The organism is Modestobacter caceresii (assembly GCF_000761485.1).
GTDB lineage: Bacteria > Actinomycetota > Actinomycetes > Mycobacteriales > Geodermatophilaceae > Modestobacter > Modestobacter caceresii.
This window is the reverse complement of sequence record NZ_JPMX01000001.1, coordinates 1-14081: the sequence shown is the minus strand read 5'-3', so window position 1 is coordinate 14081 and position 14081 is coordinate 1. Positions and strand designations below refer to the sequence as shown.

Annotated in this window: 12 protein-coding genes; 6 read left to right on the top strand and 6 right to left on the bottom strand. The window is 73.9% G+C overall.

Annotation, left to right across the window (positions count from 1 at the left end):
• Positions 1 to 72 precede the first annotated feature (72 nt).
• Positions 73 to 1800, top strand: a complete 1728-nt coding sequence (locus IN07_RS00060) for an amidase (RefSeq protein WP_052090380.1) — start codon at positions 73 to 75, stop codon at positions 1798 to 1800.
• A 92-nt stretch (positions 1801 to 1892) separates the two neighbouring features.
• Here IN07_RS00060 and IN07_RS00055 read toward each other — a convergent pair whose 3' ends face one another.
• The gene (locus IN07_RS00055) at positions 1893 to 2723 is read right to left on the bottom strand and encodes an HDOD domain-containing protein (protein ID WP_036332325.1); all 831 of its coding nucleotides are present in this window, start codon (positions 2721 to 2723) and stop codon (positions 1893 to 1895) included.
• Entirely contained in the window at positions 2720 to 4834 is a 2115-nt protein-coding gene (locus IN07_RS00050) for a putative bifunctional diguanylate cyclase/phosphodiesterase (protein WP_052090378.1), read from the bottom strand. The genes IN07_RS00055 and IN07_RS00050 overlap by 4 nt, the downstream gene beginning before the upstream one ends.
• Positions 4835 to 5077: 243 nt before the next feature.
• Between IN07_RS00050 and IN07_RS00045 the strand changes: the two genes are divergently transcribed.
• The 5 genes from IN07_RS00045 to IN07_RS00025 all read left to right on the top strand — a co-directional run bounded on the left by IN07_RS00045 (position 5078) and on the right by IN07_RS00025 (position 10264).
• Positions 5078 to 6253, top strand: a complete 1176-nt coding sequence (locus IN07_RS00045; RefSeq protein ID WP_036332323.1) for an acyl-CoA dehydrogenase family protein — start codon at positions 5078 to 5080, stop codon at positions 6251 to 6253.
• 7 nt (positions 6254 to 6260) lie between these two features.
• Positions 6261 to 7397 carry an acyl-CoA dehydrogenase family protein gene (locus tag IN07_RS00040; RefSeq protein ID WP_036332321.1) on the top strand — a complete coding sequence of 379 codons (1137 nt, stop codon included), beginning with the start codon at positions 6261 to 6263 and terminating at the stop codon, positions 7395 to 7397.
• A 148-nt stretch (positions 7398 to 7545) separates the two neighbouring features.
• Positions 7546 to 8691, top strand: coding sequence for an LLM class flavin-dependent oxidoreductase (locus IN07_RS00035; RefSeq protein ID WP_036332319.1), 1146 nt, complete (start codon positions 7546 to 7548; stop codon positions 8689 to 8691).
• Positions 8688 to 9308, top strand: coding sequence for an FMN reductase (locus IN07_RS00030; RefSeq protein ID WP_036332316.1), 621 nt, complete (start codon positions 8688 to 8690; stop codon positions 9306 to 9308). Before IN07_RS00035 ends, IN07_RS00030 begins: the two co-directional genes overlap by 4 nt.
• A gap of 104 nt (positions 9309 to 9412) precedes the next feature.
• A complete protein-coding gene (locus IN07_RS00025) occupies positions 9413 to 10264 on the top strand; it encodes an alpha/beta fold hydrolase (protein ID WP_036332315.1) in 852 nt (283 codons plus the stop codon).
• Between the two features lie 29 nt (positions 10265 to 10293).
• Here the strand turns inward: IN07_RS00025 and IN07_RS00020 are convergent, their stop codons facing one another.
• The 4 genes from IN07_RS00020 to IN07_RS00005 form a co-directional block, all read right to left on the bottom strand.
• The gene (locus IN07_RS00020) at positions 10294 to 11433 is read right to left on the bottom strand and encodes a serine hydrolase domain-containing protein (RefSeq protein ID WP_036332313.1); all 1140 of its coding nucleotides are present in this window, start codon (positions 11431 to 11433) and stop codon (positions 10294 to 10296) included.
• A 124-nt stretch (positions 11434 to 11557) separates the two neighbouring features.
• A complete protein-coding gene (gene mftD, locus IN07_RS00015; RefSeq protein WP_052090376.1) occupies positions 11558 to 12787 on the bottom strand; it encodes a pre-mycofactocin synthase MftD in 1230 nt (409 codons plus the stop codon).
• 146 nt (positions 12788 to 12933) lie between these two features.
• The gene (locus IN07_RS00010; RefSeq protein WP_036332311.1) at positions 12934 to 13533 is read right to left on the bottom strand and encodes a YceI family protein; all 600 of its coding nucleotides are present in this window, start codon (positions 13531 to 13533) and stop codon (positions 12934 to 12936) included.
• A gap of 169 nt (positions 13534 to 13702) precedes the next feature.
• The coding region (locus IN07_RS00005) for an aggregation-promoting factor C-terminal-like domain-containing protein (protein WP_036332309.1) at positions 13703 to 14081 on the bottom strand (379 nt) is incomplete at its 5' end.

Here is a 14081-nt window from a genome sequence, read left to right as displayed (position 1 = left end):
CGTTGACCGAGCGGGCTGCGGGCCACCGGCCTAGCGTGCACCTACCCAGTCACGGCGGACTCGGAGGAGCCCATGCGCGTTCCCGACCTTCCCCTGCGCCGGAGGGCCGCGGTCACTGCCGCGCTCGCCGCCGCCCTGCTGGTCCCGGCCAGCGCGACAGCTGCCGCCCCGGCAGACCCGGGCGAGTCCGGCACCGGCACCGGGGTGGCCGATGCGGCCGGCTCCGGGACCCTGCCGATCCGCGGTCTGGACCTGGATGCGCTGACCATCCCCGAGCTGCAGTCCCGGATGGACGACGGCGACCTGAGCGCCGTCCAGCTCACCACGGCCTACCTGGCGCGGATCGCCGCCGTCAACGACGACCTCGGCGCCGTGCTCAGCATCAACCCCGACGCCCTGCGCGACGCGGCCGCCAGCGACCGCACGCGGCAGCGGGACCAGGAGCGCCGGCCGCTCGAGGGCATCCCGGTGCTGCTGAAGGACAACGTGGACACCGAGCAGCTGCCGACCACGGCGGGGTCCCGGGCGATGCTGGACAGCCGCCCGGACGACGCCGTCATCACCCAGCGACTCCGGGACGCCGGCGCGATCGTGCTGGGCAAGGCGAACCTCTCCGAGTGGGCGAACCTCCGCGGCTCCGCCTCCACCAGCGGCTGGAGCGGCGTCGGCGGCCAGACCGCCAACCCCTACGTGCTGGACCGCAACCCGTGCGGCTCCTCCTCCGGCTCCGCGGTGGGCGTGGCCGCCTCGCTGGCCCAGGTGGCGATCGGCACCGAGACCGACGGCTCGATCGTCTGCCCGGCCGGGGCCAACGGCGTGGTCGGCGTCAAGCCGACGCTCGGCCTGGTCAGCCGCACCGGCATCGTGCCGATCTCCGCCGAGCAGGACACCGCCGGCCCGATGGCCCGGCACGCCGTCGACGCGGCGCTCGTGCTCGAGGTGCTCGCCGGGCAGGACGCCGACGACGCCGCCACCGCGGAGATCCCCGCCGACCTGGGCACCGACTTCGCCGACCTGGACCTCGACGCGCTGGAGGGTGCCCGGATCGGGGTCTGGACGCTCACCCCCGAACAGTCCGCAGCCGTCGACGACCGGACCGAGGAGGTGTTCGCGGCGGCGGTGAAGCAGATCGAGGCCGCCGGCGCCACCGCCGTGCCGGTGCAGCTGGCCTACCAGGAGGAGATCGGCGCCGGTGAGCTCCCGGCGTTGCTGGCCGAGTTCAAGCGCGACCTGAACGCCTACCTGGCGGCCACGCCCGGGGACCACCCGGCCGACCTGGCCGGCATCATCGAGTTCAACGAGCAGGACCCGGTGGAGCTGGCGTACTTCGGTCAGGAGCTCCTGGAGCAGGCCCAGGCAGCGACCGTGCCCGCCGACGACCCGGCGATCCGGGAGACCCGCGACCGGATCCGGGAGCTGGCCCGCGCCTCGATCGACGAGGCCCTCGCCCAGGGGGCCGGCCCGGAGGACGACCTGGCCGCGATCGTCGGGCTGACCAACACCCCCGCCTGGCAGACCCGCTACGAGTACCTGGACGGTCAGGCCGACGCGTTCGTCTACAGCACCTCCGGTCCGGCTGCGGTGGCCGGCTACCCGAACGTCACCGTCCCGGCCGGGTTCGCCGGTCCCCGGGACTCGCTGCCGGTCGGTGTCTCGTTCTTCGGGACCCGCTGGGACGACGCCCGGGTGCTGGACATCGCCGCGGACTTCGAGGACCAGGCCGCGGCCCGCGAGGCACCGGGCTACCTGCCCACGGTGGGCGCGGACCCGCAGCCGGACAACCCCGAGCCCGCCACCTGAGCAGCCCCGCCACCTGGAGAAGGACCCCCTCCTCCCCACCCACTCGCAAGCTCGCGGCGGGCCCCTGGAGGGGGCCTGACGCGCGGCCCTGCTCAGCCGAGCAGGGCCGCGCGCAGCTCCTCGGCGTCGGTGCGGACCTGCGCGAGCACCGGGGCGACGTCCCGCTCCCGCAGCTGACCGCAGCTGACCCGCTCGATCGGGGTCTCCTCGTGGTCGCCGTCGGTGAGCCGCCCGGTGACCTCGAAGGCGGACCGGAGCAGGGCGCCGGAGAAGGAGGCGTCGTCGTCCACCTGCTTGAGCGGCACGAGCATGCCCGCCGGGAAGCCCCACTGCTCCAGCGCCACGGAGGTCAGCCGCAGCGCCGAGATGCCGTACCGGTGCACCTCCGCCGTGCGGCGGGCGACCGCGGACCGGTGGGTGCTCCACAGCTCGGCGTAGCCGTCGGGGTCGTTGTGGTGCAGCAGCGCCACGCCCATCTGCGCCAGCAGACCGAGACAGAGCGCGTCCTGCGGGCGTTCGGCGAACCGGGGTGCCAGCGTCGAGGCTGCCAGCGCCAGGGTGGTGCTGACCTCCCAGAAGTCCTCGGGGAGGAGCGACTCGTCGTCCAGGTCGGTCAGGGCGACCGTGGCCATCGTGCGGACCGTGCCGAAGCCGACGACGGTGACCGCGAACTGCAGGGAGGTCACCCGCCCGCGCATCCCGTAGAACGCCGAGTTGGCCAGCTTCATCACCCGGCCGGCCAGCGCGACGTCCGCGCCGAGCAGGCGGGACAGCTCCTTGGCGCTCGCCCGGTCGGAGTTCGTCTCGGCGACGACCTGGGCGGCGACCGGCCGCTGGGCGGCCATGCGGTCGATGCTGCCGAGCACCCGCTCCAGGTCGAAGACCGGGGCGACGGTCAGGGACGGTGCGGCGGAGGGGGTCACGTCAGCTCCAGGTCGGGGTGCCGGACTGCTCCGGGGGTGGCGGTCGCCGTGTCGGCGAACCAGACCGCGGCGTCCTCGCCGGACAGCGGCGCGGCCAGGCTGAAGCCCTGCAGGTAGGTGGCGCCCAGCCGGGCGAGCTCGTCGGCCTGCTCCCGGGTCTCCACGCCCTCGGCCACCGTGTCCAGCCCCAGGCTGCGAGCCAGGGCGATGACCGCGGTGGTGATCTCGGGGTGCCCGTCGGCCAGCTCGGCGACGAAGGACCGGTCGACCTTCAGGCAGTCGACCGGCAGGTGCCGCAGGTAGGCCAGCGAGGAGTAGCCGGTGCCGAAGTCGTCGATGGAGACCTGCACGCCCAGCTCGCGCAGCTGCAGCAGGACGGCGCGGGCCGAGGCGGGGTCCTTCATCAGGGCCGACTCGGTGATCTCGATGGAGAGCCGGCTGGCCGGCAGGCCATGGCGCTGCAGGGCCGCCTGCACGTGGCCGTGCAGGTTGACGTCCAGCTGGAGGGCCGAGACGTTGACGTTGGCCCGCTGCGGGGCGCGGCTGCCCAGCCGGCGGTCCCACTCGGCCAGCTGCCGGCAGGTCTCGTCCAGCACCAGGGACCCCAGCGCCGACACCAGGCCGCTCTCCTCGGCCAGCGGGACGAACGTGCTCGGCGGGATCGCCCCGCGCTCCGGGTGCTGCCAGCGGGCCAGCGACTCCACGGTCACCGCGCTGCCGTCGGCGGTGCTGAAGATCGGCTGGTACATCAGGGTCAGCTCCCGGCGGCCGATCGCCTCACGCAGGTCGGCCACCAGCCGCAGCTTGTCCCGGGCCTGCGCCCGGGCCTCGGAGTCCAGCACGGTGATCCGGCCCTTGCCGGCGGCCTTGGCCTGGTACATCGCGATGTCGCAGTCGCGGATCAGCTCCTCGGCGGCGGAGTGCTCGGCGGTCTGCACGGTGACACCGACGCTGGCCCGGGGGTGCAGCTCGACCCCGGAGAGGGTGAGCGGCCGGTGCAGCGCCTCCCCGATCCGCTCGGCGAGCGCCACGGCGCCGTCCTCGGACACCTGCTGGCAGACGACGACGAACTCGTCACCCCCGAAGCGGGCGACCAGGTCGCCCGGCCGCACCGTGGACCGCAGGCGCTGGGCCACCTCGACCAGCAGCGCGTCGCCCACCGTGTGCCCGAGCGAGTCGTTGACCACCTTGAAGTTGTCCAGGTCCAGGAAGATGCACGCCAGGCCGCCGGCGCCGGGTCGGAAGCGCTCGGCCACGTGCTCGGCCAGCAGCGTGCGGTTGGGCAGCCCGGTCAGCGGGTCGTGGTTGGCCTGGTGGGCCAGGCGCGCCTCGAAGGCCAGCCGGTCGGTGATGTCCTCGATGGTGCCGATGAAGCCGGCGCCCGCTCCCGGGGTGAACACGTGCGCGAAGCGGATGACCGTGCTGCGCTCGGTGCCGTCCTGCCGGACCAGCCGCGCCTGCGCCTCGCGGTCGCCGCCCTCGAGCACCGCGATGGCCTGTTCGACCACCGTCTCGAGGTCGTCGGGGTGCACGGCGTCGAGCCAGCCGGTGCCGAGCAGCTGTTCGGCCTGCGTGCCCACCAGGGCGCAGAACGCGTCGTTGACGTGCGCCAGCCGCATGCCCTGCTCGGACAGCAGGGTGGGCACCGGTGAGCGCTCGGTGAGGGTGGCGAAGCGCCGCTCGGAGGCGTCGGCGGTCGCCCGCAGCGCCCGCTCGGTCTCGTTGGCCGTGGAGGCCACCCGGAGGGTCCAGCGCCGTCCGGCCGGTGGCGGGACCGGCACCGCGGAGACGACGCAGTCGAGCAGGGCGCCGCTGGCGCACCGGACCGGCAGGGTCATGTGCACGGTCCGCTCCCGGCGGAGGAGCAGCTTGAGCTCCCCGCCGCCGAGCGAGGGCAGCAGCTGCTCGACGGCCACCGCGTGCAGGTCCGCCGGGCCGTAGCCGAGCAGGGTCGCGACCCGCTCGTTGCTCCAGCCGACCCGGAACACGCCGCCCACCTGCTCGATCACGAGCACCGCGACGGCGTCGCTCACGCTCACGCCGTGGAAGACGGCGGCCACGATCTCGGGGGACGCCTGGGGCTCGCCGACCGCCCGTGTCCGTGCTGACATGCCGTGCCTCCCCCCGCCGTCCACCCGGCGCACCGGTGCGCCCTGCCCACAGCGTCGTCCCGCCGGAGACGGCACTCCAGCCGATCGGGCGGACTTCCCTCCTTCGGGGCGGGGCAGGGCGACCGCGACCACAGCGGGTCACCCCGGGCGTCGGACCGACCCCCGGTTACTGCCCGGTAGCGGATGTGGGATCTTCGACACCCCACGTCGAGACGGCAGGGCTGCCGTCAGGAATGAGGACCCATGCGCTTGCACCTGTCGCCGGAGGACCGGGCCTTCCGGGACGAGATGCGCACCTTCTTCACCACCTCGGTGCCGCAGTCGATCCGGGACGCGGTCGCTGCCCACCGGGAGCTGACCAAGGAGCAGTTCATCGAGGCCCAGCGCGCGCTCAACGCCGCCGGCCTCGCCGTGCCGCACTGGCCGGTGGAGTGGGGCGGCCGGGACTGGACCCCGCTGCAGCGCCACATCTGGCGCGAGGAGATGCAGCTGGCCGGCGTCCCCGAGCCGCTGGCCTTCAACACCAGCATGATCGGCCCGGTCATCGCGACCTTCGGCTCGCAGGAGCAGAAGGAGCGTTTCCTCCCCGCCACCGCCAACCTCGACATCTGGTGGTGCCAGGGCTTCTCCGAGCCCGACGCCGGCTCGGACCTGGCGTCGCTGCGCACCACCGCGGCGCGCGACGGCGACGACTGGGTGGTCAACGGCCAGAAGACCTGGACGACGCTGGGTCAGCACGCCGACTGGATCTTCTGCCTGGTCCGCACCGACCCCACCGCCGAGAAGCGGCAGCGGGGCATCTCGCTGCTGCTGTTCCCGATGGACACCCCCGGGGTGACGCTGCGGCCGATCGAGCTGCTCGACGGCGGCTTCGAGGTCAACGAGGTCTTCTTCGAAGACGTCCGGGTGCCGGCGGAGAACCTGGTGGGCGAGGAGAACCACGGCTGGGACTACGCCAAGTTCCTGCTCGGGAACGAGCGGGTCGGCATCGCCCGCATCGGGTCGACCAAGCGGATGCTGATCGAGGCCAAGGAGCACGCCCGCGGCATCACGGTCAACGGGGCCCCGCTGTCGGAGGACCCGTACATGACCGCCCGGATCGCCGAGCTGGAGAACGAGCTGCTCGCGCTGGAGCTCACCGCCCTGCGGGTGGTGGCCAACTCCGCCGGCGGCCGCCCGCACCCGGCGTCCTCGGTGCTGAAGCTGCGCGGCTCGGAGCTGCAGCAGGCCGCCACCGAGCTGCTGGTGGACATCGCCGGCCCGCTGTCGGTGGCCTCCTTCGCCGACGAGGAGTCCGACGTGCCGGAGTGGGCGCAGGTGGCGACGCCGTCCTACCTGAACTACCGCAAGGTCTCCATCTACGGGGGCTCGAACGAAGTGCAGCGCACCATCATCGCCGGCTCGATCCTGGGGTTGTGATCAGACCATGGAGTTCAGCTACGACGACGAGCAGAACGGTCTCCGGGAGGCAGTGAGCGCACTGCTGGCCCGGGCGTACGGGGACAGCGAGCAGCGCCGGCGGGTGGTCGGCACCGACCCGGGCTTCGACGAGAAGACCTGGGGCCAGCTGGCCGAGATGGGCCTGCTGGGGCTGCCGTTCGCGGAGGCCGACGGCGGCATGGGCGCAGGTCCGGTGGAGGTGTCCATCGTGGCCGAGGAGATCGGCCGGGTGCTGGCACCCGAGCCGTTCGTGGAGGCCGTCGTCCTCGCCGGTGGGCTGGTGGCCGACCTGGGCACCGACGCCCAGCGCGCCGAGGTGCTCGGTGCGCTGGCCGAGGGCAGGCTGCTCCCGGCCTTCGCGCACACCGAGATCGGCTCCCGTTGGCAGGCCTCGGCCCAGTCGGTCACCGCGACCGAGGACGGCGGCGCGTGGCGGCTGACCGGGGTCAAGGAGCCGGTGCCGCACGGTGCCCGCGCCGACCTGCTGGTGGTCAGCGCACTCGTGGACGGCGCGACCCGGCTGTTCCTGGTGCCGGGCGACGCCGAGGGGCTCACCCGCACCGGGTACCGCAACCACGACGGCACCCGCTCGGCGAAGGTCGCGTTCGCCGGCACCCCGGCCCAGCCGCTGGGTGCGGGCACCGCCGACCAGACCGCCGCCATCGAGAAGGCGCAGGCCCGCGCGCGGGTCGCCTACGGGCACGAGGCGCTGGGGGCGATGGAGACGGCGCTGACCACGACGGCGGAGTACCTCAAGGCCCGCAAGCAGTTCGGGGTGCCGCTGAACAAGTTCCAGTCGCTGACCTTCCGGGCGGCGGACATGTACGTCTCCCTGGAGCTGGCCCGCAGCACCGTCATGTGGGCGACCCTGGTCGTCGACGCCGACGGTGACGTGGTCGCCGCCGCCGACCGGGCCCGGCTGCAGGCCAGCCGGGCGTCGCGGCACATCGGCAAGGAGGCGATCCAGCTGCACGGCGGGATCGGCGTCACCGCCGAGTACAAGGTGGGCCACTACACCAGCCGGCTCACCGCGATCGACCACCTCCTCGGTGACGGCGACTGGGCCCTGGCCCGGCTGGCCGGCTCGGTGGGCGAGCAGCAGACGGTCGACGCCCTGCAGTAACCAGCACGCGCTCGACAGCGCCCCTCGGCCCACCCGGCCGGGGGGCGCCGTCGCGTCCGGGGCGGGGAATGCACCGGGGTGGCGTACGGTTCTCCGCAGCAGTAGTTGCACTCTCAACCAGTGCGGCTCAGACGAGAGGGAGCACGAGATGCAGTTCGGGATCTTCACCGTCGGCGACGTCACCCCCGACCCGACCACCGGCCGGGCCCCCACCGAGGCCGAGCGGGTCAAGTCGCTGATCGCGATCGCGCTCAAGGCCGAGGAGGTCGGGCTCGACGTCTTCGCCCAGGGCCAGCACCACAACCCGCCGTTCGTGGTCTCCTCCCCCACCACCACGCTGGGCTACATCGCGGCCAAGACCGAGAAGCTGGTCCTGTCGACGTCCACGACGCTGATCACCACCACCGACCCGGTGAAGATCGCCGAGGACTTCGCCACCCTGCAGCACGTCGCCGACGGCCGGGTCGACCTGATGATGGGCCGGGGCAACACCGGCCCGGTCTACCCCTGGTTCGGCAAGGACATCCGGGACGGCATCCCGCTGGCCGTGGAGAACTACCAGCTGCTGCGCCGGCTGTGGCGGGAGGACGTGGTGAACTGGGAGGGCCAGTTCCGCACCCCGCTGCAGGGCTTCACCTCCACGCCGCGCCCGCTGGACGGCGTCCCGCCGTTCGTCTGGCACGGCTCGATCCGCAGCCCGCAGATCGCCGAGCAGGCCGCCTACTACGGCGACGGCTTCTTCCACAACCACATCTTCTGGCCGCCGGAGCACACCGAGCGGATGGTCGAGTTCTACCGCCGCCGGTTCGAGCACTACGGCCACGGCAGCGCCGACCAGGCGATCGTCGGGCTGGGCGGCCAGGTGTTCATGCGGAAGAACAGCCAGGACGCCGTCCGCGAGTTCCGCCCCTACTTCGACAAGGCACCCGTGTACGGCGGCGGTCCGTCGCTGGAGGAGTTCACCTCGCAGACCCCACTGACCGTCGGCTCCCCGGAGCAGGTGATCGAGCGGACGCTCGGCTTCCGCGACTACGTCGGTGACTACCAGCGGCAGCTGTTCCTCATCGACCACGCCGGGCTGCCGCTGAAGACGGTGCTCGAGCAGCTGGACATCCTGGGCGAGGAGGTCGTGCCGGTGCTCCGCCGCGAGTTCGCCGCGCTCAAGCCGGCGCACGTGCCGGACGCGCCCACCCACGCCAGCCTGGTCGCCGCCGCCGGCGGCGGGCACGACAGCACCGTGCACGCCGCCGACGACGTGACCGGCCGGACCGTGGAGACGGCGGCGCAGGCATGACCACCCGCACCCTCGCCGTCGTCAGCGCCGGGCTGAGCGACCCCAGCTCGACCCGGCTGCTGGCCGACCGGCTCACCGCCGCCACGGTCGAGGCACTGCGCGCCCGCGGGGAGGACGCCACCGTCGAGGTGGTGGAGCTCCGCGGGCACGCCCGCGACCTGGCCGACAACCTGACCAGCGGCTTCGCCAACGGGTCGCTGCAGACGGCGATCGACACGGTCGTCGGCGCCGACGCGCTGATCGCGGTCACCCCGGTGTTCTCCGCCTCCTACAGCGGCCTGTTCAAGACGTTCTTCGACGTCCTGGACAAGGACGCGCTGACCGGCAAGCCCGTGCTGCTCGGCGCCACCGCCGGGACGCCGCGGCACTCGCTGGTCGTCGAGCACGCGATGCGCCCGCTGTTCGCCTACCTGCGGGCGGTCGTCGTCCCCACCGGCGTCTTCGCCGCCGCGGAGGACTGGGCCGGCGGCGGCGTCGACCGGTCGCTGGCCGGCCGGGTCGAGCGGGCAGCCGGTGAGCTCGCCGGGCTGGTGAGCGGCCGCCCGGTCGCCACCCGGCCGGCCGACCCGTTCGCCGACCCGACCACCTCGTTCGAGGAGCTGCTGAAGGGCCGCTGAGCCCGTCACCTCAGCTCCACATCGGGCTGGGGGCTGCCTCCGCCCGCCGGAGGCAGCTCCCAGCCCGTTCTCGTCGAGCCGCCGCCGTCGGGCAGGATCCGGGGATGACCCCGCCGACGTGGTTCACCCAGGCCCTCGCCCAGCAGCCGGAACACCGGGACGTCGTCGTCTCGGGCGCGCGGGTGCACTACCGGGTCTGGGGGCCGGCCGGGGCGCCGGGCGTGGTCCTGGTGCACGGCGGTGCGGCCCACTCCGGCTGGTGGGACCACGTCGCTCCGCTGCTCACCGGCCGCCGGGTGGTCGCCCTCGACCTGACCGGCCACGGCGACAGCGACCGGCGCGAGGACTACGACCCGCTGCTGTGGGCGCGGGAGGTGGTGGCCGTCGCCGCCGACGAGGGCCTCGACCGGCCGGCCGTCGTGGGCCACAGCATGGGCGGCTGGGTGGCGGTGACCGTGGGCGTCGAGCACCCGGGCGACATCGGCTCGGTCGTCGTCGTGGACTCCCCGCTCAACGACCGGCCGCCGGACGAGCGTCGGCTGCGGGAGCGCCGCCGGCCGCACCGGGTGTACCCCGACCCGGACGAGGCCCGGGCCCGCTTCCGCACCCTGCCGCCGCAGGACGTCCTGCTCCCCTTCGTCCGCGAGCACGTGGCCGCGGGCTCGCTGCAGGCCGTCGAGGGCGGCTGGACGTGGAAGTTCGACCCGGACTTCTTCGGCACCCGGCTGCGGCTGCGCGACCTGCTGCCCGGCGTCGCCGTCCCGCTGACGTTCCTGCGCTGCGAGCACGGGCTGGTGAGCCCGGAGATGGCCACCGAGATGGTCGGGCTGACCAGGGCCGGGATGCCCGTGGTCGACCTGCCCGACAGCGGCCACCACCCGATGCTGGACCAGCCGCTGGCGTTGGTCACCGCGCTGCGCACGGTGCTCGCGCTCGGCGGTGACCGACCCCGCTGAGCCGCCGGGCGAGCTGCCGCAGGGGTGGGTCAGAGGCAGCGGTACAGCGCCCGCCAGAACAGGTCCAGGCCGTCGCCCGGCCCGGCCATGCCGCGCGCGGTGAGCAGCACCGCGACGAGGTCCCGGTCCGGATCGGCGTAGGCGGTCGTGCCCGTCCCGCCGTCCCAGCCGAACCGGCCCCGCTGCGTCCATGGCTCCCCCGGCTCGACCTGCACGCCGACCTGCAGGCCCCAGGAGCGTCCGGCGCCAAGGAAGCCGGCGGCCTCCACCCGCTGCGCCGTGGTCAGCGCTCCGGTGGTCATTGCGGCCACCGATCCCGGGCTCAGCAGCGACCCGCCCCCGTCGGCGAGCGCGCCGAAGAAGGTGAGCACGTCGGGTGCGCTGGAGACCAGCCCGGCCGCCAGCCCCTCGAAGGCCGGTGGCACGGACGACCGCCCGTCGGCCGGGTCGAGGAGCTCGAACCCGTCACCGGCCGGCAGGTACGCCGGGCCGAGCCGCGCGGGGTCGGTCGCCCAGAAGCCGGTGTCGGCCAGGCCCAGCGGACCGGTGACCCGGGTGCGCAGCAGGTCGTGCACCGGGCAGCCGGCGACCCTGCTCAGCAGCACCGAGAGCACCTCGGTGCTGAGGTGGTACAGCCAGCTGGCCCCCGGCTGCGCGGCCAGCGGCAGCTCGCCCAGCCGGGCCAGGTACTCCTCCGGCGTCAGCTCCGGCGGCAACGGACCCGGTCCGAGGCCGGCCCGGTACAGGGCCTCGTCTAGCGGCGAGCCGTCCCACAGCCCACCGAAGCCGGGGGTGCTGGTGAGCAGGTGGCGGACGGTGATCGGGCGGTCAGCGGGCACCGTGTCCGTGAGTGCGCCGGCCCGGTCGACCAGCACCCGCGGTTCGGCCAGCTCCGGGATCCACCGCCCGACCGGGTCGTCGAGGTCCAGCAGCCCGTCCTCGACCAGCGACAGCGTCAGCACGCCGGCGAACGGCTTGGACAGCGACGCCAGCCGGAACAGCGAGTCCGGACGCACCCGGGTGACGCCCCCCAGCTCGAGGGAGCCGCCGGTGTGCACCTCGACCTCGCCGCTGTACCGCACGGCGGCGGCGTAGCCGGGCAGCCGGCCGCCCTCCACCTGGGCCTGCAGCGCCGACCACACGGTGACGAACCGGGACAGGTGGGTCATGCCGGCCTCCTGCGTCCGAGGGACGCGCACCCAGCGTCCGGGGGACGGTGCGCTCAGCAGGCAGGACGGCGGCGACCGGCGGAAGTCATCGCACCGGCCGCCCGGACCGTCAGGCCGTGCGGTCTCAGGCGGTGGTGCCCTTGCCCGACGCCCGCTGCGCCTCCGGGGCGTCGGCGCCGTCCTCCCCGAGGTGTCGTTCGAAGTGCGGCGGGACGACGAGGTCGGCCGGGCTGAGCTCGTCGACCGAGCGGTGGCCCAGGCCGACGAGGGCCGAGCCGAGCCCGTCGCGCAGCAGGTCGAGCACGTTGCCCACCCCGGCCTCGCCGTTGGCGGCCAGGCCCCACAGGTAGGCGCGGCCGATCATCACCGCCCGGGCGCCCAGGGCGAGGGCCTTCGCGACGTCGCCGCCACGCCGGATGCCGCCGTCCATCAGCACCTCGACCTGCTCGCCCACCGCCTGGACGACCGCGGGCAGCGCGCGGATCGCCGCCGGGGTGCCGTCGAGGTTGTTGCCACCGTGGTTGGACACCGAGATCGCGGAGACCCCGGCGTCCACGGCCCGCTTCGCGTCGTCCACGCGCATGACGCCCTTGAGCATGAACGGCCCGTCCCACTGTGAACGCAGCCAGGCGACGTCGTCCCAGGAGGGCATCGGGGAGGCGCTCCACTGCCCGTAGGCCCCGAAGAAGGTGGGCGCCGGGTCACCGGGGGTCGCCACCATGTTCGGCACCGTGAGGTCCGGGAGCTTCCGGGTGCGGGCGAAGTCGAGCAGCCACCGCGGCCGGGCCAGCACCTGCGGGGCGTACCTGCGCGCCGCCTCGAAGTCGATCTTCTCCGGGATGAACGGGCTGCCCCAGTCGCGGCCGTAGGCGAACGACCAGTCCAGGGTGGCGATCATGCCGACCGCGCCGGCGTCCCTGGCCCGCTGCATCCGGCCGAGCATCTCCTCGCGGGTGCCGACCCAGTACATCTGGAAGAAGGTCTGTGGGTTGGCGGCCACGACCTCCTCGATCGGCTTGCTGGCGAAGGAGGACAACCCCATCGCCACGCCCCGGGAGGCGGCCGCGCGGGCCACGGCGACCTCGCCCTCGGGGTCGACCGCCTGCACGCCGGTCGGGCTGATCATGATCGGCATGGACACCTGCTGGCCCATGATCGTGGTGCCCAGTTGCCGCTCGTTGCTCAGCCCGGCGGTGTGCGGGGCGAACCCGAGCTCGGTGAAGGCGGCGAGGTTGTCCTCCGCGGTCAGCCCGCGCTCGGAGCCGGCCACCAGCGCCCCGTAGACGCCCTTGGGCAACCGCCGCTTCGCGCGCCGCTGCGCCTCCGCCACCGACTCGAACCACGCGTTCGCCACCTGCGGACCCCCTGCTGCTCGACTCGTCCCGGGCGACGCCGTCGTCGCCGGGGTTGCCGTCGCGGAGCCGGCCGGTCCACCGGGGCCCTACGTGGCACTGAGTGCCACCCTAGCGGCCGAGGGTGGCCTGGGACACAGTGCGCCGGTCAGGCGTCCTTGATCGCCGAGACGTCGAACTCGACCTGGATCCGGTCGCTGACCAGCACGCCGCCGGTGTCGAGCACCGCGTTCCAGGTCAGGTCCCACTCGCTGCGCTTGATCGCCAGCGCGCCCTCGAAGCCCACCCGCATGTTGCCGAACGGGTCCAGCGCCGAGCCGGTGAGGCTGAAGTCGATCGAGACCGGCCGGGTGACCGCCTTGATCGTGAGGTCGCCGGTGACCCGGTAGACCTCCCGGTCGACCTGCTCGACCGACGTGGAGACGAAGACCATCTCCGGGTGCTGCTCGACGTCGAGGAAGTCGGCCGAGCGCAGGTGCGCATCCCGGTCCGGGGTGCCCGTGTCGATGCTCGCGGTCGCGATCCGCAGCTGGACGCTGCTGGCCGACGGCGTCGCGGTGTCCAGGTGGGCGGTGCCGGAGAAGTCGGTGAAGGCACCCCGCACGGTGGTCACCATGGCGTGCCGGGCCCGGACGCCGATCCGGGTGTGCGTGACGTCGACGGTGTAGTCGCCGGTGACGTCCGCCAGGGCGCTGGTGGCGGCGTCGAAGTCCGTCGCGGCGCCCTCGGGTGCGCGGTGCTTGCCCACGGGTCAGCGCTCCTCGTCTCGGTGGTCGAACCCCTCGATCCTCCCCGATGGTCCCGCGCCGGCGCACAGGAGGGCCATCCGTGGGGGCGGCCCGGACGCAGCGAGGCCCGGGTCCAGCCGGACCCGGGCCTCGCTGCGCACCACCGGTGGCTCAGTACCAGCCGGTGGCTCAGTACCAGCCGGTGGCCTTGGAGTGCGACCACGCGGCGCACGGCGAGCCGTAGCGGTTGTTGATGTAGATCAGCCCCGCGTCGATCTGCCGGTAGCCGTCGGAGGTCTTGGCGATCCCGGTGCTCTTCCAGGTGGAGTCCAGGAACTGCGGGATCCCGTAGGCGGTGCTGGTCGGGTTCTGGGCGTTCGGGTTCCAGCCGCTCTCCTTGCCCCAGAGGCTCTCCAGGCAGGAGAACTCCGCCTGGTCACCGCCGAGCTTGCCCAGGGCGTAGTCCTGGAAGGAGCCCGATCCGGACGAGGCGGCCGGGGCCGCCGGCGCCCGGGCGGGAGCGGGGGCGGCCGGCGCGGGCGCGCGGGCGGCGGCCCGCTGAGCGGCG